At 66.1% G+C, this 20747-nt stretch carries 18 protein-coding genes; 9 read left to right on the forward strand and 9 right to left on the reverse strand.

The features are described from left to right. Positions 1 to 141: 141 nt before the first annotated feature. The 7 genes from aroB to pilM are packed head-to-tail and all read right to left on the reverse strand — an operon-like array spanning position 142 to position 6765. Complete coding sequence (gene aroB, locus ACRWQA_RS18715; protein WP_434230881.1) at positions 142 to 1248, reverse strand: 3-dehydroquinate synthase; 1107 nt, start codon at positions 1246 to 1248, stop codon at positions 142 to 144. 8 nt (positions 1249 to 1256) lie between these two features. Beyond that, the gene (gene aroK / locus ACRWQA_RS18720; RefSeq protein ID WP_263582402.1) at positions 1257 to 1799 is read right to left on the reverse strand and encodes a shikimate kinase AroK; all 543 of its coding nucleotides are present in this window, start codon (positions 1797 to 1799) and stop codon (positions 1257 to 1259) included. Further along, the gene (locus tag ACRWQA_RS18725; RefSeq protein WP_434230877.1) at positions 1799 to 3931 is read right to left on the reverse strand and encodes a type IV pilus secretin PilQ; all 2133 of its coding nucleotides are present in this window, start codon (positions 3929 to 3931) and stop codon (positions 1799 to 1801) included. Before ACRWQA_RS18725 ends, aroK begins: the two co-directional genes overlap by 1 nt. Positions 3932 to 3987: 56 nt before the next feature. Beyond that, entirely contained in the window at positions 3988 to 4512 is a 525-nt protein-coding gene (locus tag ACRWQA_RS18730; protein ID WP_434230875.1) for a pilus assembly protein PilP, read from the reverse strand. Further along, entirely contained in the window at positions 4509 to 5135 is a 627-nt protein-coding gene (locus ACRWQA_RS18735) for a type IV pilus inner membrane component PilO (protein ID WP_263582399.1), read from the reverse strand. The genes ACRWQA_RS18730 and ACRWQA_RS18735 overlap by 4 nt, the downstream gene beginning before the upstream one ends. After that, a complete protein-coding gene (locus tag ACRWQA_RS18740) occupies positions 5132 to 5707 on the reverse strand; it encodes a PilN domain-containing protein (RefSeq protein ID WP_434230873.1) in 576 nt (191 codons plus the stop codon). Before ACRWQA_RS18740 ends, ACRWQA_RS18735 begins: the two co-directional genes overlap by 4 nt. Continuing rightward, positions 5704 to 6765, reverse strand: a complete 1062-nt coding sequence (pilM, locus tag ACRWQA_RS18745; protein ID WP_263582397.1) for a pilus assembly protein PilM — start codon at positions 6763 to 6765, stop codon at positions 5704 to 5706. The genes ACRWQA_RS18740 and pilM overlap by 4 nt, the downstream gene beginning before the upstream one ends. A 272-nt stretch (positions 6766 to 7037) precedes the next feature. On the opposite strand from pilM, the gene ACRWQA_RS18750 reads away from it, so the two are divergent. Then, the gene (locus tag ACRWQA_RS18750; protein WP_434230869.1) at positions 7038 to 9563 is read left to right on the forward strand and encodes a penicillin-binding protein 1A; all 2526 of its coding nucleotides are present in this window, start codon (positions 7038 to 7040) and stop codon (positions 9561 to 9563) included. Between the two features lie 112 nt (positions 9564 to 9675). Beyond that, the gene (locus ACRWQA_RS18755; protein ID WP_263582395.1) at positions 9676 to 10425 is read left to right on the forward strand and encodes a DUF481 domain-containing protein; all 750 of its coding nucleotides are present in this window, start codon (positions 9676 to 9678) and stop codon (positions 10423 to 10425) included. Between the two features lie 90 nt (positions 10426 to 10515). Here the strand turns inward: ACRWQA_RS18755 and ACRWQA_RS18760 are convergent, their stop codons facing one another. Then, positions 10516 to 11787 carry a malic enzyme-like NAD(P)-binding protein gene (locus ACRWQA_RS18760; protein WP_263582394.1) on the reverse strand — a complete coding sequence of 424 codons (1272 nt, stop codon included), beginning with the start codon at positions 11785 to 11787 and terminating at the stop codon, positions 10516 to 10518. A gap of 268 nt (positions 11788 to 12055) precedes the next feature. Next, complete coding sequence (rpmE, locus tag ACRWQA_RS18765) at positions 12056 to 12271, reverse strand: 50S ribosomal protein L31 (protein ID WP_167112351.1); 216 nt, start codon at positions 12269 to 12271, stop codon at positions 12056 to 12058. Positions 12272 to 12439: 168 nt separating this feature from the next. Between rpmE and ACRWQA_RS18770 the strand changes: the two genes are divergently transcribed. The 7 genes from ACRWQA_RS18770 (at position 12440) to ubiE (ending at position 20746) form a co-directional block, all read left to right on the forward strand. Then, positions 12440 to 14677, forward strand: coding sequence for a primosomal protein N' (locus tag ACRWQA_RS18770; RefSeq protein WP_434230866.1), 2238 nt, complete (start codon positions 12440 to 12442; stop codon positions 14675 to 14677). Between the two features lie 135 nt (positions 14678 to 14812). After that, positions 14813 to 16498, forward strand: a complete 1686-nt coding sequence (gene argS / locus ACRWQA_RS18775; protein ID WP_263582392.1) for an arginine--tRNA ligase — start codon at positions 14813 to 14815, stop codon at positions 16496 to 16498. 3 nt (positions 16499 to 16501) lie between these two features. Then, positions 16502 to 17227, forward strand: a complete 726-nt coding sequence (locus ACRWQA_RS18780; protein ID WP_263582391.1) for an SPOR domain-containing protein — start codon at positions 16502 to 16504, stop codon at positions 17225 to 17227. Between the two features lie 169 nt (positions 17228 to 17396). Further along, the gene (gene hslV / locus ACRWQA_RS18785; RefSeq protein ID WP_263582390.1) at positions 17397 to 17915 is read left to right on the forward strand and encodes an ATP-dependent protease subunit HslV; all 519 of its coding nucleotides are present in this window, start codon (positions 17397 to 17399) and stop codon (positions 17913 to 17915) included. 11 nt (positions 17916 to 17926) lie between these two features. Then, complete coding sequence (hslU, locus tag ACRWQA_RS18790) at positions 17927 to 19249, forward strand: ATP-dependent protease ATPase subunit HslU (RefSeq protein WP_263582389.1); 1323 nt, start codon at positions 17927 to 17929, stop codon at positions 19247 to 19249. 244 nt (positions 19250 to 19493) lie between these two features. Further along, positions 19494 to 19877 (forward strand): gamma-butyrobetaine hydroxylase family protein, encoded by a 384-nt coding sequence (locus ACRWQA_RS18795; RefSeq protein ID WP_263582388.1) that lies wholly within the window; start codon positions 19494 to 19496, stop codon positions 19875 to 19877. Between the two features lie 101 nt (positions 19878 to 19978). After that, on the forward strand, positions 19979 to 20746 hold the full coding sequence (gene ubiE / locus ACRWQA_RS18800) for a bifunctional demethylmenaquinone methyltransferase/2-methoxy-6-polyprenyl-1,4-benzoquinol methylase UbiE (protein WP_263582387.1): 768 nt from the start codon (positions 19979 to 19981) through the stop codon (positions 20744 to 20746). Position 20747: the final 1 nt, after the last annotated feature.

Consider the following 20747-nt stretch of genomic DNA (forward strand, 5'->3'; position numbering starts at 1 on the left):
ATGAGGCATGCGAATTTGATGCCGTGCCGGCCTTTGCCTCCCTTCGCAATCCCCGAGGAGGGAAAAGAAAAGGCCGCACGAATCGCTTCGTGCGGCCTACGAGTCGGCTGCGCTCCAGTCAGCGGGGACGTGGCGCTTCGATCAGCGCCGAGGAAATGTCGCCAGCAACTCCTCGAGCAAAGGCTGGGGCGTCTCGTCGTGAACCACCGCCCGCCCCAGCGCCTCGAGCAGGACGAGACGCAGGCGCGCGTCGACGTTCTTCTTGTCCAGGCGCATCCGGACGAGGAAATCCTCCACCCCCATGTCGGCAGGAGCCGTCAGCGGCAAGCCGGCCGCCGCAATGATGGCGGCGGTACGCTCGACCTCTGCCGGAGAAAGCCAGCCCAGGCGCTGCGAAAGCTCGGCAGCCATCAGCATGCCCGCCCCCACCGCTTCGCCATGCAGCCAGCTGCCGTAGCCCTGATGGGCCTCGATGGCATGGCCGAAGGTATGCCCCAGGTTGAGCAGCGCACGCACGCCCTGCTCGGTCTCGTCCTCAGCGACGATATCGGCCTTGAGCTGACAGCTGCGTTCGATGGCCCAGGCCAATGCCTGCGGCTCCAGTGACCGCAGCGCCGCCATGTTGGCCTCGAGCCAGGCCAGAAAGTCGGCGTCGCGGATCAGCCCGTACTTGACCACCTCGGCCAGCCCTGCCGAGAGCTCCCTGTCCGGCAGCGTATCCAGGGTGTCGGTATCGATCAGCACCGCACGCGGCTGCCAGAAGGCGCCGACCATGTTCTTGCCCAGCGGATGATTGACGCCGGTCTTGCCGCCCACCGAGGAGTCCACCTGAGACAGCAGGGTGGTGGGTACCTGAATGAAGGCCACACCGCGTTGATAGCAGGCGGCGGCGAAGCCGACCATGTCACCGATCACGCCGCCACCCAGGGCAATCAGCGTGCAGCGGCGATTGAAACCCGCCTCGAGCAAGGCATCCCAAATGCGGCTGACGTTGGCCAGGGTCTTGGTCGCCTCGCCGTCGGGCAGCACCAGCTCGCGCACCTCCACGTCCTCCGGCAGACCTCTCTTCAGGCGCGCCAGGTAGTGAGGAGCCACCGTCTCGTTGGTGACGACCATGATCTGGCGTCCGGCCAGGTAGGGCGAGAGCCAGGTCGGATCGCCGAGCAATCCGGCGCCGATGTGAATGGGATAGCTGCGCTCGCCCAGTGACACTTGCAGGCTGCGCCGGGTCGAGGGGGTTTCGCTCATGGACATGTTCAGGCCTTGGCTTGTAGGGGATCGACCAGCCGCTGCACGCGACGCACGATCTCGTTGACCACCGCCCGCGGACTGCGCCGATCGGTACGCACCACGATATCCGCCGTGGCGCGATAAAGCGGGTCGCGCAGGTCGAACATTTCGCGCAGCACCTGCTCGCGATCAGGACGCTGCAGCAGGGGGCGGTTGCGATCCTTGGCGACACGCTTGAGCTGCTGCTCGACGGTAGTGAACAGATAGATGACGGTGCCCCGCTCGCGTAGCCGCCGACGATTCTCCTCGCGCAGTACCGCTCCACCACCGGTGGCGAGAATCACGTTCTCGAGCGAGGTCAGCTCCTCGATCATCTGCACTTCGCGCAGACGGAAACCCGCTTCGCCCTCGACATCGAAGATCCACGGAATGTCGGCACCGCAGCGCGCCTGGATTTCGTGGTCACTGTCGAGGAAGTCGCGTGAAAGCTCGGCCGCCAGAAGGCGGCCGATGGTGCTCTTGCCGGCCCCCATGGGGCCGACCAATATCAGATTGGGCAAGTCCTGCATCAGCGAATCGCCAGGCCGTCCTCGAGAATGCGTGGAGTGATGAACACCAGCAGCTCCACTTTCTGGTTGCTCGACTCATTGTACCGGAAAAGCCTACCCAGCACAGGCAGGTCGCCGAAGAACGGGGTCTTGGCCAGGCGACTGAGCTGCTCGGTGGTGAGAATGCCGCCCAGCACCACCGTCTCGCCATTGTCGACCAGCACCTGGGTCTCGATGCGGTTGGTGTCGATCGGCGGCGCCTGGCCCGGCGCCGCCTCGCGGAAGCTGTCGTTCTTCACCACCAGGTCCATGATGATGCGATTGTCCGGCGTGATCTGCGGAGTCACCTCCAGCGAGAGCTCGGCCTCCTTGAACTCGGTCTGCGGCACGTTGCCCTCGCCGATGGACTGGAAGGCACGCTCCTCGCCCTGGATGATGGTCGCCTTGCGCTGGTTGGCTGTGATCACCCGAGGCTGCGAGATGGTCTGGCTCTTGTTCTCGCTCTCCAGCGCACGCAGCTCCAGGTCGAGCAGGATATCGCCGGAGAGATAACCGAAGCTGAAGCTGGTCATGGGGTTGGCACTGCCCAGGTCGACCGCCAGCCCGCCGCGCTGGAAACGACTACCCGTGGGGTCATCGAACTCGCCGGTGAACTGGCCGCGCGAGTCGCGCTGCCCGGTGAGGCCGTCGCCGTAGCCGGCGATCGGGGTACCCGTCGAGGCGCCCCCCAGGTTGAAGCGGCTACCGCCGCCGGACGCCCCCCAGTTGACGCCAAGCTCCTGGGTCACGCCGTCGCGCGCGATGACGATACGCGCCTCGATCTGCACCTGCCGCACGGCGACATCGAGCTGGTCGAGCGTGGCGAGGATCTCCTGGATCTGATCGGCGGTGTCCTGGATCAACAGCATGTTGGTGCGCACATCCACCGCCACACGGCCTCGCTCCGAGAGCAGGCCGAAGCCCTCGCCGCCGCGCAGCAGCTGGGCCAGGTCCTCGGCCCGGGCGTACTTGACCTGGACGTATTCCGACACCAGCGGCGACAGCGTCTCAGCCTGGGCGCGCGCCTCGAGCTCCTGGCGCTCGATGTTGGCCAGCTCGCCGGCCGGGGCCACCACGATCACGTTGCCCTCCTGACGACTGGCCAGGCCATGGCTCTTGAGCACCAGGTCCAGCGCCTGGTCCCAGGGCACGTCCTGCAGATTGAGCGTCACCTCACCCCTGACGCTGTCGCTGGCGACAAGGTTGAGGCCGGTGAAGTCGGCGATGATCGACAGTACCGAGCGCACCTCGATGTCCTGGAAGTTGAGCGTGATGCGCTCGCCGGTGTAGGGGAATTGCTGGCGCACGCGCTGCTCGCGCTCCTGCTGGGTGGCGGGCCGGGCCTCGATGATGAGCTGACGTCCGCTCTGTGTGGAGAGCATGGCGAACTCATCGCTGCCCTCGATCTCCAGGGTGGTACCGTCACGGCCGGCACGCGGCGTGATACGTCGCAGCGGCGTGCCGAAGTCGCTCACGTCGAGCACCTGATTGTGGGCTTCCGGCAGGTCGACGCCGACGAACTCGGCCACGATGCGATTGCGGCCCGATTCCCGCACACGGGCATCGACGCCGGCACGATCGAAAGTCACGATCAACCGGCCTGAACCGCCTTCACCACGACGGAAGTCGATGTCGGCGATAGCCGGCATGCCGCCCGGTGCGGCCGAAGCAGGCGCCGTTGACGGGGAAGGCGTGGACGGCTCGTTGCGCACTCCCGGACTGGCCGAGGCCACCGCACTGCCACCGATGACAAGCCTCAGGCGGTTGCCTTCCTGCACCGTGTCGTAGGGCAGCGGGCCGTCCATGCTGAAGACCAGGCGCGTGCGCGAACCGGCCTCGAGGGTCGTGACCTGTTCGACTCCGCCGATCCCCAGGTCGAGGCGGCGCCGCTCCAGCGCGTTGGTCGTATCCACCAGATCGATGGTCAGTCGCGCCGGCGCATCCAGCCGATAGCCGCGGACTTCCGGCACGTCCCCACTGAAGGTCAGGTCGATCAACAGCTCACCACGCTCGCCCTGGCGAAAGTCCAGATCGGTCAGCGTGGTTGCCGCCAGGGCAGGCATAGCCGCCAATACCAGGCAGAGTACCGTCAGTGTGCGAATCACATGTTTCATCGTTGCCCTACTCCTGCCTGTTTCAAGTGCCCTGCCATGAGCCACTACGAATGACCTCAACGCCTCGCCTCTTCCAATGCCATGCGCGTCGTGCGCTCCATCCAGCTACCCCCACCGGTGGGCACCAGCTCCACCAGTTGCACCGTCGAATCGGTAATACTGACGACGCGGCCATGGTTCCGGCCCAGGTAGTTGCCGGTGCGCAACCGGTGCACCTCGCCCTCCGGCGCCCTGACCAATGCATGGGTCTGCCCCCCCATGGTCAACGTGCCCACCAGCCTCAGCGCCTCGAGGTCATACGTCTCGAGCGGTTCGCGCGCCCGCTCGGTGTCGGGCGCCAGGTCGCTGCTGCCCGCCTGCGCCTCCTCCGGCTCAGGCAGTTGCGGCCGGAAAGGACTGCGTCGATCGCTGGCCTGGTAGGGTACCGACTCGTAGGTGGGTACCTCCGGCATCTCCAGCACTCGCGGCGCCCCCGGATTGGTACGAATGTCGCTCAGCCGGCGGTCCAGCTCCCCCAACTGGGGATCGGCACAGCCCACCAGCAGCAGGCTGGTCGCCAATGCTACCGACAGCCGGATCATGGCAACGTCTCCTCATCGGCCTGGGGGCGATAGCTGTAGGTGCGCGCCAGCATCGACAGGCGCAGGCGATCGCTACCTTCCACCGGAGCCAGCACGAAATCGTGCAGCGTTACGATACGCGGCAGTGCCGCCACGCTGGCGAGGAAGCCTGCCATATGGTGATACTCGCCCTCTACCTGGAGATCGAACGGACGCTCGATATAGAAGTCACGCTCGACAGTGCTGCGCAGTCGGATGAAATCGATGGTCAGGTGATGGTCCAGGGCGCTCTCGCTGATGCTGTCGATCAGCGACGGAATCTCGGCGCCGGAGGGCAGCATTGCCATCAACTCGTCCATGCGCGACTCGAGCATCGCCATCTGTTCGAGCATGTCAGGCAGCCGTGCAGCCTGGGCGGCGCGATTGCGATAGTCGAGCAGCAACCGCTCCTCTTCCGCTTCGACGCGCTGCAGCTCGGTGGCCTTGGGGCCGGCCAGGTACCAGTGCGTACCGGCAAAGGTCAGCCCCAGCACCAGCAGGCAGCAGAGCCAATGCAGCAACAGCGGCCAGGAACCCGACTCCTTCAGGTCCAGCCCGCGCCAGTCGAGCTCGCGGAGACGGCGCATCTCGGCCCGCAGGTTCATTCCTCGCCCTCCCTTTCTTCCTGCATGCCCGACGCCCCCTCCATGAGCTGCGTCACGCCGAGGCTGAAACGGCGTCGTGCACCACCGTCTGACTCCACTTCCGACAGCACCGGCTCGGAGAAGGCAGGCGCGGCGGACAGCGCCCGCATCTGCTCCGAGACGCGGTGATTACTCTCGGCACGCCCGGTCAGGCGCAACTGCTCGCCCTGGCGGCTCATCTGGGTGTAGTACACACCGTCGACCAGACTGACGGTCAGATCACGGAAGACGCGGACGGTCTGAGAGCGCCCTTGCTGCAAGTCGCTGAAGACCTGGACCTGGCCGATCATGCGCTCGCGGATGGCTTCGTACTCGCCAATCGAGCGGATGTCGCCATCGAGCTGCTGCATGCGCTCGCGGACATGCGCATTGCGCTCGCGCTGAGCCTCTATCGCGGCATCGTAGTAGTAGGTCTGCCCCAGGCCGCCTGCCGCACCGAGCAGTGCCATGATCACCAGGGCCAAGTAGAAGTGGCGGCTGCGACGTGCCCGCTGCTGTTCGCGCCAGGCCAGCAGATTGATTTCGATAGTCATCCCGGCGACCTCATGGCCAGGCCGCATGCCGTCACCATGGCCGGTGCATCGCTGGCCAGGGTCTGGACATCGATCCGCGAGTTGATCCTCATGCGCAGGAAGGGGTTGGCGATGACCACCTGCATTGCGCTCTCGCGGGCGAGCCGCTCGGCAAGACCAGGGATGACGCTGGAGCCACCGGCCAGAACCATGCGCCGTACCTCGTGCTTGCGCCCCGCGGTGTAGTAGAGCTGCAGCGAGCGACCGACCTGCTGAACCAGGGTATCGATGAAGGGCTCGAGCACGCTGGTCCGGTAATCCTCCGGCAGGCCGCCACGCTTCTTGGCCAGACCGGCTTCCTCCAGCGTCAGGCCATAGCGCGCCCGGATCTCCTCGGTGAGCTGGCGCCCGCCGAAGACGGTATCGCGGGTGTAGACGATGCGCCCGCCGCGCAGCACGTGGAAGGCATTCATGGTCGCGCCGATATCGACCAGGGCCACGCAGTCGTCGTCGCCGGCGGCCGGCGGCAGCTGTTGGCGCAACTCGCCGAAGGCGCGTTCCATGGCAAAGGCCTCGACGTCCACCGCCGCCGGCACCAGGCCGGCCTGTTGCAAGGCATCGGTGAGCTGGTTGACGTCCTGCTGGCGACAGGCGACCAACAACACGTCCTGCTGGTCGCCATAGCGGGCATTGAGCCCCAGCCGCTGAAAATCGAAAGCGACCTCGCTGAACGGAAACGGAATGTGCTTGTCTGATTCGAGTTGTATACGCGCTTCGATCTCGTCATCGTTGAGCGAAGCGGGTAACGTCAGGGTCTTGGTGATGGCGGCACTGGCCGGTACCGCGGCCGCGGCCAGCCGGGAGGATGGCTTGGCACTCTCGACCGCACGCCGCAGCACATCGGCAACTTCGCCCATGTCGCGAATGCGCCGTTCAACCACGGCGCCTTCGCGCAGCGGCCTGACGGCATAGCTTTCGATCTGGTAGTGGGAACCCACCCGTTTGAGTTCGATCAGCTTGACCGTTGCCGAGGTGATATCGACACCGATCAACCCCTTTCCGGAGGGTCTGAGTCGCATCAATCGTTGCCCTTGCGTAAGCCGTCGCGATAGTAGCTAGTTATAATCTTGCTCTTTTATGCCTTGCGCGCCTGAACGCGAAGACTGAGAAAGATAATACTCGCATCACTGGGAATGAGGTTACATGATATTGCCCCACTGCACACAAAGTTGGATGGGTCTCGCCTCAACGCTGGTGGCGAGCGGCTCAGGTTCTTTATAATGGTCACGCCAGTGAAGGCTCTCGTTCATCGCCATCCCCTTCCTGCTCTCACCACGGGTAACGTCTTTTCATGAAGTGGATCAAGACTCTGGTTCTCTCGGCCTTCTGGCTGCTGGTATCGCTGTCGGCCGCGGCCCTGCTCAGCGTGGCCGGCGCTGCGCTCTATTTCTCGCCGGGCCTGCCCGACGTCCGCCAGCTGCAGGATTTCGAGCTACACACGCCGCTGCGCATCTTTACCCGCGACGGCAAGCTGATCGGTGAATACGGCGAAGAGCGGCGCATGCCGGTCACCTTCGACGAGATCCCCGAGGACTTCCTCCAGGCCCTGCTGGCCGCCGAAGACGCCTCCTTCTTCGACCATCGCGGCGTCGATCCCAAAGGCCTGGCGCGCGCCGCCCTGGAGCTGGCCTCCAGCGGCGACATCCAGTCCGGCGGCTCCACCATCACCATGCAGGTAGCTCGCAACTATCTGCTGACGCTCGACCGCACCTTCACCCGCAAGATTCGCGAGATCCTCCTGGCGTTGCAGATGGAGAAAATCCTCTCCAAGGAGGAGATCCTCGAGCTCTACGTCAACAAGATCTTCCTCGGCCATCGCGCCTATGGCATCGCCGCCGCCGCCGAGGTCTACTACAACAAGCCGCTCGACGAGCTCACCCTGGCGCAGAAGGCGATGATCGCCGGCCTGCCCAAGGCCCCCTCGTCGTTCAACCCGCTGGCCAACCCCGAGCGCTCGCTGATCCGCCGCAACTGGATCCTCTACCGCATGCGCCAGCTCGGCTACATCGACCAGGCCGCCTACGAGGCCGCCGTGCAGGAGCCGACCACCGCACGCCGCTACGTGGCACAGGTCGAGGTGGATGCCGACTACGTGGCGGAGATGGCGCGCCAGTACGCCATCGAACGCTTCGGCGAGGAGGCCTATACCGGCGGTTACCGCATCCACACCACCCTGGACAGCGAACTGCAGCCCTTCGCCCGCCAGGCCCTGGCTCGCGGCTTGATCGACTACGACACCCGCCACGGCTGGCGCGGCCCGGAGGAGCGCGACATTCCCGCCAGTCTCGCCGAGGCGCAGGAGCGCACCGAGCGACGCGGACTGGAGGAGGAGCTCGACGAGTCCCCCGAAATCATGCAGACCGCACGCCAGGCGGCTGAACGCAGCCAGACGAGGGTCGAAGGCATCGAGGGCGACGTCAGCAACTGGCTGCGGGTACTGGAACGCACGCCTGGCTTCGGACCGTTGCAGCCGGCCATCGTGGTCGAGAGCGAGGGTCGCGAGATGCGCGTACTGGCCCGCGACGGAGAGCTCGTCACCCTCGACTGGGATGGCCTCTCCTGGGCACGCGAATATCGCAACCCCCGTGCCCGCGGCGCGGAGCCCGGTTCTGCCGCCGAGATCGCCGATACCGGCGATCTCGTACGCATCCTCGAGCGCGACGACGGCAGCTGGCGGCTCTCCCAGCGCCCCGATGCCGAGGGCTCGCTCGTCGTGATGAACCCCAGTGACGGAGCCATTCTCGCCCTGCAGGGTGGCTTCAGCTTCAATGCCAGCAAGTTCAACCGCGCCGTGCAGGCACAGCGGCAGTCGGGCTCGATCTTCAAGCCCTTCGTCTTCCTGGCCGCACTGGATACCGGACTGATGACCGCCTCCTCAGTGGTCAACGACGCGCCGGTGGTGATGCAGGACGGCAGCAACGAGATCTGGCGTCCGGTGAACTCCAGCGGCGACTTCCTCGGCCCGATCCGGCTACGGGTCGCCCTGGCCATGTCGCGCAACCTGGTGACGATTCGCATCCTGCAGACCCTGGGGCTCGACAATACCATCGAGTACCTGGAGGGTTTCGGCTTCAGCCCGAATCGGCTGCCTCGCGGCCTGTCGCTGGCACTGGGCAGTGCCGACCTGACGCCGCTGGAAATGACCAATGCCTACGCGGTGCTGGCCAACGGCGGCTTCCAGGTCTCCCCCTGGTTCATCGAGCGCATCACCCGCGGCAGCGACGACCAGGTCATCAGCGAAGCCCGCCCGGCCATGGCCTGTCGCGACTGCCGCGAGGGGCAGACCGAGGTCGAGATCGACGGCAAGCGCTACGACGTGGCGCCCAGGGTCGCCGACCCGACCGCCGTCTATATCCTTCGCGACATGCTGCGCGACGTGATCGAGAGAGGCACCGGGCGCGCGGCGTTGTCGCTAAACCGCAGCGACGTGGTGGGCAAGACCGGCACCACCAACGGCTTCCGCGACGCCTGGTTCGCCGGTTACAACGACGATCTGGTAGCCACGGTATGGATCGGCAAGGACAACAACGAGTCGATCGCCGAGTATGGCGGCAATGCCGCCCTGCCAGTCTGGATCGACTTCATGGGCAACGCTCTGAACGGCCGCCCCGAAGCCAGCCCCGAAGCACCCGACCAACTGGTCAGGATGCGCATCGACGAGCAGACCGGGCGACGCCTGGCCGATAATCAGCCCGGCGGGATCACGGAGATCTTCCATCCCGACCACCTGCCCGACATGGAGCCGCGCCGCATCGAGCAGGAGATAGAGCAGCGCAGCGGCTCGCAGGGCACGGGAAGCTACGAGGCGATCTTCTGATACGGAATGCACCCCCGGGGGCTGCAAGGACGCCGCCCCTCGTCTTGCCAACCGCCATACAGCCGCTTCTCGAGGCGGCCCGTCACCGGGACAACAGGACAGGTTCATTGTTATGCCACGACTGATGCCATGGAGCGTCATTGGCTTGACGCTATTGCCGGGCACCGCCCTTGCCGCCAGTGTCTTCTACGCTCCCCCGCCGCCCGAGGACGACAGCCCCACCTTCAGCGGTGAAGCCGAGCTCGGCTTCACCCAGCTCAGCGGCAACACCAACAGCCGAACCCTGATCGGCAAGAGCCGGTTGACCTGGCTGACCAGCCGCTACTGGACGCACACCCTTCGCAGCGAGGTGCGCAATGTCAGCCGCGACGAGGAGACCAGCGCCGAGCAGTACCTGATTTCCGGCCGCGAGCGCTACGACTTCGACGGCCCTCACTATCTCTTCGGTTTCGCCCGCTGGGAGAAGGACCGCTTCAGCGGCTACGACCAGCAGTTCACCACTATCGGTGGCTACGGCCGTGACGTCATCGATACCGGTCAGCACCGCCTGTCACTCGAGGCCGGCCCGGGGTATCGCCACGACAGGATCGATGGAGAGGAAAACAACAACCTGGGGGTCGTCTACAGCGCACTCGACTACCAGTGGACGTTCTCCGAGTACTCCAACCTGCGCCAGGAAATGTCGGTGGAAGCGACCGACGCGAACACCACGTCGAGGTCGGTGTCATCGCTTACCGCCCGGCTCAACTCGCGCCTGTCGCTGCGCCTCTCCCACGAAATCAAGCACGACTCCGACCCGCCCGAGACGGCGGACGCGAATACCGACCAGACGACCAACGCGACCCTGCTCTATACCTGGTAACCTCACGAGCGATACGCACCCGACACACGACGCACTGCGCCGGCCCGAAGGCCGGCGCAGTCGTTGCAGGGCGATGCCAGGACGCGCCGATCAGCCGCCGTAGACGTCGTCCACCGTCTTCAACGGGTAGTGGGCCGGATAGGGGCGACGGGCCACGCCGGAGTCCACCGCGGCCTGGGCCACCGCCGCAGGAATCCGCTCCAGCAGGCGCACGTCGACCGGCGTGGGAATGATGTACTCGGGGCCGAATTCCATATGATCACGCTCGTAGGCGTCGAGCACCGCCTGGGGCACCGGCTCGCGGGCCAGGTCCTTGAGCGCATGCACCGCAGCCAACTTCATCTCCTCGTTGATGCGCGTGGCGCGCACGTCCAACGCCCCGCGGAAGATGAAGGGGAAACCCAGCACGTTGTTGACCTGGTTGGGGTAGTCGGAACGGCCGGTGGCCATGATCACGTCGGGGCGCGCTTCCCGAGCCACGTCGGGGTTGATCTCGGGGTCGGGGTTGGTACAGGCGAAGACGATGGGATTCGACGCCATCTTGCGCATGTGCTCGGCGGTCATCAGGTTGGGCCCGGAAAGACCGATGAAGACATCGGCACCCTCGATGGCGTCGTCCAACGTACGCTTGTCGGTATCCACCGCGAATACCGCCTTGTGAGGGTTCAGCCCCTCGCGCCCGGCGTGAATGACGCCTCGGCGATCGAGCATCACCAGATTCTCGGAGCGGGCTCCGCAGGCCACCAGCAGCTTCATGCAGGCGATGGCCGCCGCGCCGGCGCCCAGACAGACGATCCTGGCCTCTTCCAGGCGTTTGCCGGCGATATCCAGCGCATTGAGCATACCGGCCGCCGTGACGATGGCGGTACCGTGCTGGTCGTCATGAAAGACAGGGATATTGCACTGCTCGATGAGCGCCTGCTCGATCTCGAAGCACTCCGGCGCCTTGATGTCTTCGAGATTGATGCCACCCCAGGTGTCGGCAATGCGCGCCACCGTATCGATGAAGGCCTGCGGACTCTCGGCGTTGACTTCCACATCCACCGAGTTGATCCCCGCGAAGCACTTGAACAGCACTCCCTTGCCCTCCATGACCGGCTTGCTGGCCAGCGGGCCAAGATTGCCCAGTCCAAGGATGGCGCTGCCATCGGTAATGACCGCCACCAGGTTGCCCTTGCCGGTATAGCGATAGGCATTCTCCGGGTCGCGGGCGATTTCGCGCACCGGCTCGGCGACACCGGGACTATAAGCAAGGGAGAGATCACGAGCGGTAGCAGTGGGCTTGGTCAGCTCCACGGAGAGCTTTCCGGGAATGGGCTTGGCGTGATAATCCAGCGCTGCCTGCTTATTGGCGTCTGTCATGCTGAGAATCCGGTATCCGTACTTGGAGGGGCCACCTACCATATAGAAAAACATTCCACATCTCAATGACCACCCCATTCGACGATTTTGAACGCCCGTTCGCGAACATTCGACGCTATTTGCTGCAACTTATGCCGAGCGACTCATCCATAACCCTTTCCTTATCACTCGGCTCTTCAATGCAGCACACGCTTTCCAGACCCGCAAAAAGAAAGAACCCGCCATGAAGGCGGGTTCTCTCGGGCGATGCGCCTCGCAGCAGGGCGAATCAGCCGCGCTTGACGGCGGCACCGAAGCGCTTGTTGAAGCGCTCGACACGACCACCGGTGGTCGCCTGCTTCTGCTTGCCAGTGTAGAAGGGATGACACTGGGAGCAGACGTCCAATGACAGGTCATGGCCGGCGGTGGTGCCGACTTCGAAGGTCGCGCCGCAGGAGCAAGTCGCGGTGACCATCTTGTAATCCGGGTGAATACCTTGTTTCATCTTGAGCCTCATGGAGCGGTATGCCGCCACCTGATCCATTGCCAGGCACCGCATACAGGGTTGTCTATCGTCAGCACTCGTTCAACCAACCGGTAGCCGCCAGGCCTGTTTCACGAGCCAGGTGCCACGACGGCCGGACATTCTAGCAGAGTCGACGCCGGAGGCAAATTGCCCGATTCCATCTCTTCGCTCCCGCCTCGCGTGCTGCGCGTGGCGGTTCCCACTCCCTTGAGACGCCTGTTCGACTACCGCCCGAATCGGGACGCCCCACCCGGCGGCTGGCAGCCTGGTATTCGTGTGCGCGTGCCGTTCGGCCGCCGCCAGGTCATCGGCGTGGTGATGGAGCTCGGCGACAGGAGTGACTTCCCCCTGGATCGGCTGAAGCCGGTGGAGGCCTGGCTGGATGCCGAGCCGCTGCCCGAGGACTGGCTGTGGCTGTGTCGCTTCACCGCACGCTATTACCAGCATTCACTGGGCGACACCCTGCATCAGGCCCTGCCCGTGCTATTGCGACAGGGCCGCCCCCTGGCCGGACGCATACGCGAACGCTGGCAGGCCCTGGCGGTGGCCGGCGATGACGACCCGCGCCTGAAGCGGGCGCCGCGCCAGGCCGAGCTGCTGGCCATGCTGCGCCAGCATCCCCATGGGCTGCCCACCCAGGCCGTGCTGGCTCACAACTTTTCTCGCGAACAGCTCCTGGCACTGATCGACAAGGGGTTGGCCGAGCGCCACGAAGACCCGCTGACTGCCGCCGAACCCGCCACCGCCCAGTTACTCGCCGAGCCGGCACTGCCGCTCAATCGCGAGCAGGCAACCGCCCTGGCGGCGGTGCACGAACGTCTCGATGGTTTTCACCCCTGCCTGCTCCACGGCGTGACTGGCAGCGGCAAGACCGAGGTCTACCTGCAGTTGATCGAGGCGGTGGTCGCCCGCGGCCGCCAGGCCCTGCTGCTGGTGCCGGAGATCGGCTTGACGCCCCAGACCCTGGCACGCTTTCGCAGCCGCTTCCGGGTGCCGGTGGTGGCGCTGCACTCGGGGCTTACCGACAACGAGCGCCTCGACGCCTGGGAGGCGGTGGCCAGTGGCCGCGCCCCCATCGTCATCGGCACCCGCTCGGCGATCTTCACACCGCTGGCACGGCCCGGCGTGATCATCGTCGACGAAGAACACGACGGCTCGTTCAAGCAACAGGAGGGGCTGCGCTACCATGCCCGGGACCTGGCCGTGACCCGCGCCAAGCATCATGCCATCCCGCTGCTGCTGGGCAGCGCCACGCCATCGCTGGAGAGCCTCTACCACGCCGAACGCGGCAACTATCGTCATCTGCGCCTGACCCGGCGCGCCAGCCGTCACGCTCCGGCCCGGCTGGAACTGATCGATCTGCGCGGCCGGCCGCGCCAGGGCGGGCTGATTCCACCGGCCATCGAGGCGATCCGCGAGACGCTCGAGGCCGGCCATCAGGTACTGGTGTTCATCAATCGCCGCGGCTTCGCCCCCACCCTGGCCTGCCACGCCTGCGGCTGGATGGCCGACTGCGACCACTGCGACGCGCGCATGACCCTGCACCGCCAGCCGCCGATGCTGGCCTGCCACCATTGCGACAAGCACCGCCCGGTGCCGGACGCCTGCCCCGGCTGCGGCAGCGCCGACCTGCGCCCGCTGGGCAGTGGCACCGAGCGCACCGAAGAGACCCTGGCGGCGCTCTTCCCCAAGGTACCGGTGCATCGCATCGACCGCGACAGCACGCGCCGCCGCGACGCCTTCGAGCAGACCCTGGGCGAAGTGAGGCGTGGCGCACCCTGCCTGCTGGTTGGTACCCAGATGCTGGCCAAGGGGCACCACCTGCCCCATGTCACCCTGGTGATCGTGATCAATGCCGATGCCGGGCTCTACGCCAGCGATTTCCGTGCCCTCGAGCACAGCGCCCAATTGCTGACCCAGGTAGCCGGCCGCGCCGGCCGCGCCTCGCATCCGGGGCGCGTGCTGGTGCAGACCCTGCACACCGACGACCCGCACCTGCGGCTACTCGCCGATCGCGGCTACGACGCCCTGGCCGAGCAGTTGCTCGCCGAACGCCGCGCCGCCGCCCTGCCCCCTTTCCGCTTTCTTGCCCTGCTGCGCCTGGAGAGCCCCCGCGAGGAGGCCGCCATGGCGCTTGGCCGCGACGCGGCAGCCATGCTGCGGCAGTGGGTCGCCGAGCATGCCCCCGACGTGAGTTGCCTGGGCCCGGTGCCCGCCCCCATGGAGCGGCGCCAGAACCGCTACCATGTCCAGTTGATGCTGAGCGCCGGCCGGCGCAGCCAGCTTCATGCCGCCTGTGCGCAGTTGACCGCCCGGCTCGAGGCCTCGCCCGAGGCGCGCCGGGTACGCTGGTCGCTCGACGTCGACCCCCAGACGCTGGCCTGAAAGTGCGGCCTTTAAAGCCGCGGCACAATTGCCGATAATGGCCGACCAGCCCAACTTTCGTGGCCGCGCCTTTCGCGAGTGCCTCAGGCTTCGTCATCACCTCGTGCGCCCGCCGCTACAGGACATAACCGCTTCATGAAAGAGACGATCATTTCCCTGCTCGAGAACGCCCTCGATACGCTCAAGCAGCAGGGTACGCTGCCCGCCGACGCCACTCCGACCATCAAGGTCGACCCGACCAAGGACAAGGCCCACGGCGACTACGCCAGCAACCTGGCGCTGATGCTGGCCAAGCCGGCCGGCCGGAACCCCCGCGAACTGGCCGAAGCGCTGATCGCAGCGCTGCCGGCAAGCGATGCCGTGACGAAGGTCGAGATTGCCGGCCCCGGCTTCATCAACTTCTTTGCTGCCACCGACGCCGCCGCCCAGGTCGTGCGTCAAGTGCTCGAGGCGGGCGATACCTTCGGCCGCAGCCTGGCCGGAGGCGGCCGCAAGGTGCAGGTGGAGTTCGTCTCCGCCAACCCCACCGGACCACTGCACGTGGGACATGGCCGCGGCGCCGCCATCGGCGACTGCATCGCGCGGTTGCTCGAGGCCACCGGCTTCGATGTGACCCGCGAGTTCTACTACAACGACGCCGGCGCCCAGATCGCCAACCTGGCGCTGTCCGTCCAGGCCCGCGCCAAGGGCCTCACCCCCGACGATGAGGCCTGGCCCGACGACGGCTACCGCGGCGACTACATCGCCGAGGTGGCCAACGACTACCTGGCCGGCGAGACGGTGCACGCCGACGACCGCCACGTGACCGCCAAGACTGACCCCGACGACCTCGACGCCATCCGCGACTTCGCCGTGGCCTGGCTGCGTCGCGAGCAGGACCTCGATCTCAAGGCCTTCGGCGTCTCCTTCGACGTCTATTTCCTGGAGTCCTCGCTCTACCGCGAAGGCAAGGTCGAGGAAACGGCCGCACGGCTGATCGAGAAGGGCCACACCTACGAGCAGGACGGCGCCCTGTGGCTACGCACCACCGATTTCGGCGACGACAAGGACCGGGTGATGCGCAAGTCCGACGGCAGCTATACCTACTTCCTGCCCGACGTCGCCTATCACCTGAACAAGTGGCAGCGTGGCTTCGAAACCGTGATCAACGAGCAGGGCGCCGACCATCACTCCACGGTCACGCGGGTACGTGCCGGCTTGCAGGCGCTGGAGGCCGGCATCCCTCAAGGCTGGCCCGACTACGTGCTGCATCAGATGGTGATGGTGACCCGCTCCGGCGTGGAGGTGAAACTCTCCAAACGCGCCGGCAGCTACGTCACCGTGCGCGACCTGATCGACGAGGTCGGCCGCGACGCCACGCGCTTCTTCCTCGCCGCGCGCCGCGCCGACTCGCAGCTCACCTTCGACATCGACCTGGCCCGCTCGCAGTCCAACGACAACCCGGTCTACTACGTGCAGTACGCCCATGCCCGGGTATGCAGCATGCTGCGCAAGGCGAAGGCCCAGGAGCTCGGCTTCGATCACGACCTGGCGATGGTCAGCCTGGCGAAGCTGGAGGAGGACCAGGAGAAGGCGGTGATGAACCGTCTGGCGCGCTTCCCCGAGGTGGTCGCCCATGCCGCCGCCTGCCGTGAGCCGCAGCAGGTCGCCCAGTACCTGCTGGATCTCGCCGCGGAGTTCCACTCCTGCTACAACGCGGTGAAAGTCATGGTCGACGACGACGAGCTGCGCAATGCCCGCCTGGCCCTCGGCCTGGCCACACGCCAGGTGCTGCGCAACGGCCTCGACCTGCTGGGCGTCGGCGCCCCGGAGGAGATGTAAGCCATGGCTGCCCGTCGTACGCCCAAGAAACGTGGCGCCACCACCAGCCGCAAACGCACCACCGCCCGGCGCCAGGGCTTCCGCCTGCCCGGCTGGGTATGGGGGGTGGGCGGCGTCATTGCAGGCTTCCTGCTGGCCCAGCACCAGCACGGCACCGCCCCCTGGCAGGAGGGCAGCGACTCGCCGCTGGCCAAGCTGATGCCGCGCACACCCACGGAGGTCAGCGAACCCGCGCCCACCATCGAGCCGCGCGAACCGCCCATGCCCACCTTCGAGTTCTACACCCTTCTGCCCGAGGAGGTCGTGGCGCCGAAAGAGGTCGCCTCGACCGCCTCGCCGCCGGAACCGACGGTCGAGGTACCTCCGCCCCTCGACGCCAACGCCGCCAGCGAGCCGGTACCCGCCGACGATCCCATCGCCCAGGTGATCGCCGCCAACCTGCGCGACGAAGTGAACGCCACACCGGCCAACGAAGCGGAAGCGCCGGCAGGCACACGCTACATGCTGCAGGCGGCATCGTTCCGCCAACCCGAGGATGCCGAGCAGCTGCGCCAGCGCCTGCGCAACCTGAGCCTGGTAGCCCAGGTCAGCCAGGTACAGTCTGCTGACGGCCAGACCTGGCATCGGGTCATGGTGGGCCCCTACGACGACACCCGCGAGCTCAACCGAGCCGAGGACCTGATGACCACCCAGGGGATCACGCCGCTGCGACACCGCGCCACCAATTGAGAGTCGCTGGTGGAAGGGCAAGCCGGGCAACACGGCAGCTCCGCTTCCGATGACGCTTGAATTCACCTGCCGCCGCCCACACCTTCCTTGAACGTTCTTGTCCGGCGCCCGTTACCCGGGGCGCCGAAAGTCACCGGGAGCCCCGGCTCCCCGTTACGGAGTTCTCTCCATGACCACGATCGTTTCCGTGCGCCGCGGCGACCAGGTTGCCCTAGCCGGCGACGGCCAGGTATCGCTGGGCAATACCGTGATGAAGGGCAATGCCAGCAAGGTGCGCCGCCTCTATCGCGGCCAGGTGCTGGCAGGTTTCGCCGGCGGCACCGCCGATGCCTTCACCCTGTTCGAGCGCTTCGAGGCACAGTTGGAGAAGTACCAGGGCAACCTGGTCAAGGCGGCCGTGGAACTGGCCAAGGACTGGCGCACCGACCGCGCCCTGCGCCGGCTCGAGGCCTTGCTCGCCGTGGCCGACAAGAACGCTTCGCTGATCATCACCGGCAACGGCGACGTGGTGGAGCCGGAGCGCGGCATCATCGCCATCGGCTCGGGCGGCAACTTTGCCCTGGCCGCGGCCCGCGCGCTGCTCGAGAACACCGATCTCCCGGCCAAGGAGATCACCGAGAAATCCTTGGAGATCGCCGGCGACATCTGCGTGTTCACCAACCACCACGTCACCCTCGAAACGCTCTGAAGGCCGCCAACATGTCCCAGATGACCCCTCGCGAGATCGTCCACGCCCTGGACCAGTTCATCGTCGGCCAGCAGGATGCCAAGCGCGCCGTCGCCATCGCCCTGCGCAACCGCTGGCGCCGCATGCAGCTCGACGATGACCTGCGTCCCGAGGTTACCCCCAAGAATATTCTGATGATCGGCCCCACCGGGGTGGGCAAGACCGAGATCGCCCGACGCCTGGCCAAGCTCGCCCGCGCGCCCTTCATCAAGGTCGAGGCGACCAAGTTCACCGAGGTGGGCTATGTCGGCCGCGACGTCGAGTCGATCATTCGCGACCTCACCGAAGCCGCCATCAAGCTGGTGCGCGAGCAGGCCAAGGATGAAGTCAGCCATCGCGCCGAGGACGCCGCCGAGGACCGCATCCTCGATGCCCTGTTGCCCCCGCCCCGTGGTCAGGAAGACAGCCCCCGCAGCGACAGCTCGACGCGACAGATCTTCCGCAAGAAGCTGCGTGAGGGCGACCTCGACGACAAGGAGATCGACATCGAGATCACCCCGCAGGGGCCGGGCATCGACATCATGACCCCGCCGGGCATGGAGGAGATGACCAGCCAGCTGCAGAGCCTGTTCTCCAACATGGGGCGTCAGAAGACCGAGAGCCGACGGGTCAAGGTCAAGGACGCCTTCGCCCTGCTGCGCGACGAGGAGGCCGCCAAGCTGGTCAACGAAGAGGAGATCAAGCACCGCGCCATCGACGCGGTGGAGCAGAACGGCATCGTCTTCCTCGACGAGATCGACAAGGTGGCCAAGGGCAGCGGCCAGTCCAGCGGCGGCGAGGTCTCCCGCGAGGGCGTGCAGCGCGACCTGCTGCCGCTGATCGAGGGCTCCACCGTCTCGACCAAGTACGGCATGGTCAAGACCGATCACATCCTGTTCATCGCGTCGGGCGCCTTCCACCTGTCGCGCCCCTCCGACCTGATTCCCGAGCTGCAGGGTCGTCTGCCGATCCGGGTCGAGCTCGAGGCGCTGACGCCGGAAGATTTCAAGCGCATCCTCACCGAGCCTTCCGCCGCCCTGACCAAGCAGTACAAGGCGCTGCTGGCCACCGAAGGGCTCGAGATCGACTTCACCGAGGATGGCATCGAGCGCATCGCCGAGATCGCCTGGAAGGTCAACGAGGGCACCGAGAACATCGGCGCGCGGCGCCTGCATACGGTGATGGAGCGACTGCTAGAGGATGCCTCGTTCAAGGGTGCCGATTTCGGCGGCCCCCTGTCCGTCGATGCCGCCTACGTCGACTCCCAGCTCGGCGAGCTGGCGATGGACGAGGATCTGTCGCGGTATATTCTTTAAACGAGGGCTGCACCTCGGTTCGCCAGTGCCGCTCGCGATACGCAAGGATGAAACCCCGGCGGTTCGCTTGCGGCCTGCGCGTCGGGCCGGAACAAGGTCCCTCTTGCCGGCCCTCAATCGACATCCCTGTCGATTGACGCGCGCCGCTGCACTCGCCGCCAGCATCCTTGCTAAAGGTCGCTTCGCCAGCACAGCCGGACCTCGTCAGTCGCTATACCTCACTCGAACGACTGGGAGAAACGGAATGCCTGCCCCCATACCCAGCAAGATCCATTACCACAAGAAGGCCCGCGAGCTGGAGCTCACCTACGCCGACGGCGAAAGCCACCGCCTGCCGGTGGAGTACCTGCGCGTCTACTCCCCCTCCGCCGAGGTGCGCGGACACCATCCCAGCCAGGCCGTGCTGCAGGTGGGCAAGAAGGATGTCGGCCTCAAGAACATCGAGCCGGTGGGCCGCTACGCCGTCAAGCTGGCCTTCGACGACGGCCACGACAGCGGCCTGTTCAGCTGGGAGTACCTCCATGAGCTGATCGAGCACCGCGAGGCCTACTGGGCCGACTATCTCGAACGCCTGGAAAAGGCCGGCGCCAGCCGGGAACCGCTGGGCATCGAGATCAAGCAGCTCTAGAAGGCAGTCGTCAAGACAAGAACTGCCTGAGAGGGCTACAATAGCGCGCAAATCGAGGCCTCGGCCTTGCCTTTCCGCAGCGATTCGGGAGCCCTTTTCGCATGAGCCCTCACTCCACCCCCGGGGACCAGCGCACCACCCACTTCGGCTACCAGGAAGTGCCGGTCGAGGAAAAGGCCTCGCGCGTGGCCGACGTCTTCCACTCCGTGGCGGCGCGCTACGACGTCATGAACGACCTCATGTCGCTGGGCATTCACCGCCTGTGGAAGCGCCTCACCATCGAGCGCAGCGGCGTGCGCCCCGGCCATAGCGTGCTCGACATCGCCGGCGGCACCGGCGACCTGACGCTCAAGTTCTCGCGCATGGTCGGCCCCCGCGGCCGGGTGGTGCTGGCCGATATCAACGAATCGATGCTGCGGGTCGGCCGCGACAAGCTGCTCGACAACGGCGTCGGCGGCAACGTCGAGTACGTGCAGGCCAACGCCGAGTGCCTGCCGTTCCCCGACAACAGCTTCGACTGCATCACCATCGCCTTCGGCCTGCGCAACGTCACCGACAAGGACGCCGCACTGCGTTCCATGGCCCGGGTGCTAAAGCCCGGTGGCCGCCTGCTGGTGCTGGAGTTCTCCAAGCCGAACAACCCCGTGCTGACCCGCGCCTACGACGAGTACTCCTTCCGCCTGCTGCCCTTCATGGGCCAGATGGTGGCGGGCGACGCCGACAGCTATCGCTACCTGGCCGAGTCGATTCGCATGCACCCCGATCAGGAGACGCTCAAGGGCATGATGGAAGCGGCGGGGCTGGAGCGGGTCGAGTACACCAACCTCACCGGGGGCATCGTCGCCCTGCATCGCGGCATCAAGCTTTGAG

Source organism: Billgrantia sp. C5P2 (assembly GCF_051062895.2).

Coding starts and splice junctions, on each gene's coding strand:
- aroB (WP_434230881.1), bottom strand. CDS start 1,248: ATGAGCGAAACCCCCTCGACCCGGCGCAGCCTGCAAGTGTCACTGGGC.
- aroK (WP_263582402.1), bottom strand. CDS start 1,799: ATGCAGGACTTGCCCAATCTGATATTGGTCGGCCCCATGGGGGCCGGC.
- ACRWQA_RS18725 (WP_434230877.1), bottom strand. CDS start 3,931: ATGAAACATGTGATTCGCACACTGACGGTACTCTGCCTGGTATTGGCG.
- ACRWQA_RS18730 (WP_434230875.1), bottom strand. CDS start 4,512: ATGATCCGGCTGTCGGTAGCATTGGCGACCAGCCTGCTGCTGGTGGGC.
- ACRWQA_RS18735 (WP_263582399.1), bottom strand. CDS start 5,135: ATGAACCTGCGGGCCGAGATGCGCCGTCTCCGCGAGCTCGACTGGCGC.
- ACRWQA_RS18740 (WP_434230873.1), bottom strand. CDS start 5,707: ATGACTATCGAAATCAATCTGCTGGCCTGGCGCGAACAGCAGCGGGCA.
- pilM (WP_263582397.1), bottom strand. CDS start 6,765: ATGCGACTCAGACCCTCCGGAAAGGGGTTGATCGGTGTCGATATCACC.
- ACRWQA_RS18750 (WP_434230869.1), top strand. CDS start 7,038: ATGAAGTGGATCAAGACTCTGGTTCTCTCGGCCTTCTGGCTGCTGGTA.
- ACRWQA_RS18755 (WP_263582395.1), top strand. CDS start 9,676: ATGCCACGACTGATGCCATGGAGCGTCATTGGCTTGACGCTATTGCCG.
- ACRWQA_RS18760 (WP_263582394.1), bottom strand. CDS start 11,787: ATGACAGACGCCAATAAGCAGGCAGCGCTGGATTATCACGCCAAGCCC.
- rpmE (WP_167112351.1), bottom strand. CDS start 12,271: ATGAAACAAGGTATTCACCCGGATTACAAGATGGTCACCGCGACTTGC.
- argS (WP_263582392.1), top strand. CDS start 14,813: ATGAAAGAGACGATCATTTCCCTGCTCGAGAACGCCCTCGATACGCTC.
- ACRWQA_RS18780 (WP_263582391.1), top strand. CDS start 16,502: ATGGCTGCCCGTCGTACGCCCAAGAAACGTGGCGCCACCACCAGCCGC.
- hslV (WP_263582390.1), top strand. CDS start 17,397: ATGACCACGATCGTTTCCGTGCGCCGCGGCGACCAGGTTGCCCTAGCC.
- hslU (WP_263582389.1), top strand. CDS start 17,927: ATGTCCCAGATGACCCCTCGCGAGATCGTCCACGCCCTGGACCAGTTC.
- ACRWQA_RS18795 (WP_263582388.1), top strand. CDS start 19,494: ATGCCTGCCCCCATACCCAGCAAGATCCATTACCACAAGAAGGCCCGC.
- ubiE (WP_263582387.1), top strand. CDS start 19,979: ATGAGCCCTCACTCCACCCCCGGGGACCAGCGCACCACCCACTTCGGC.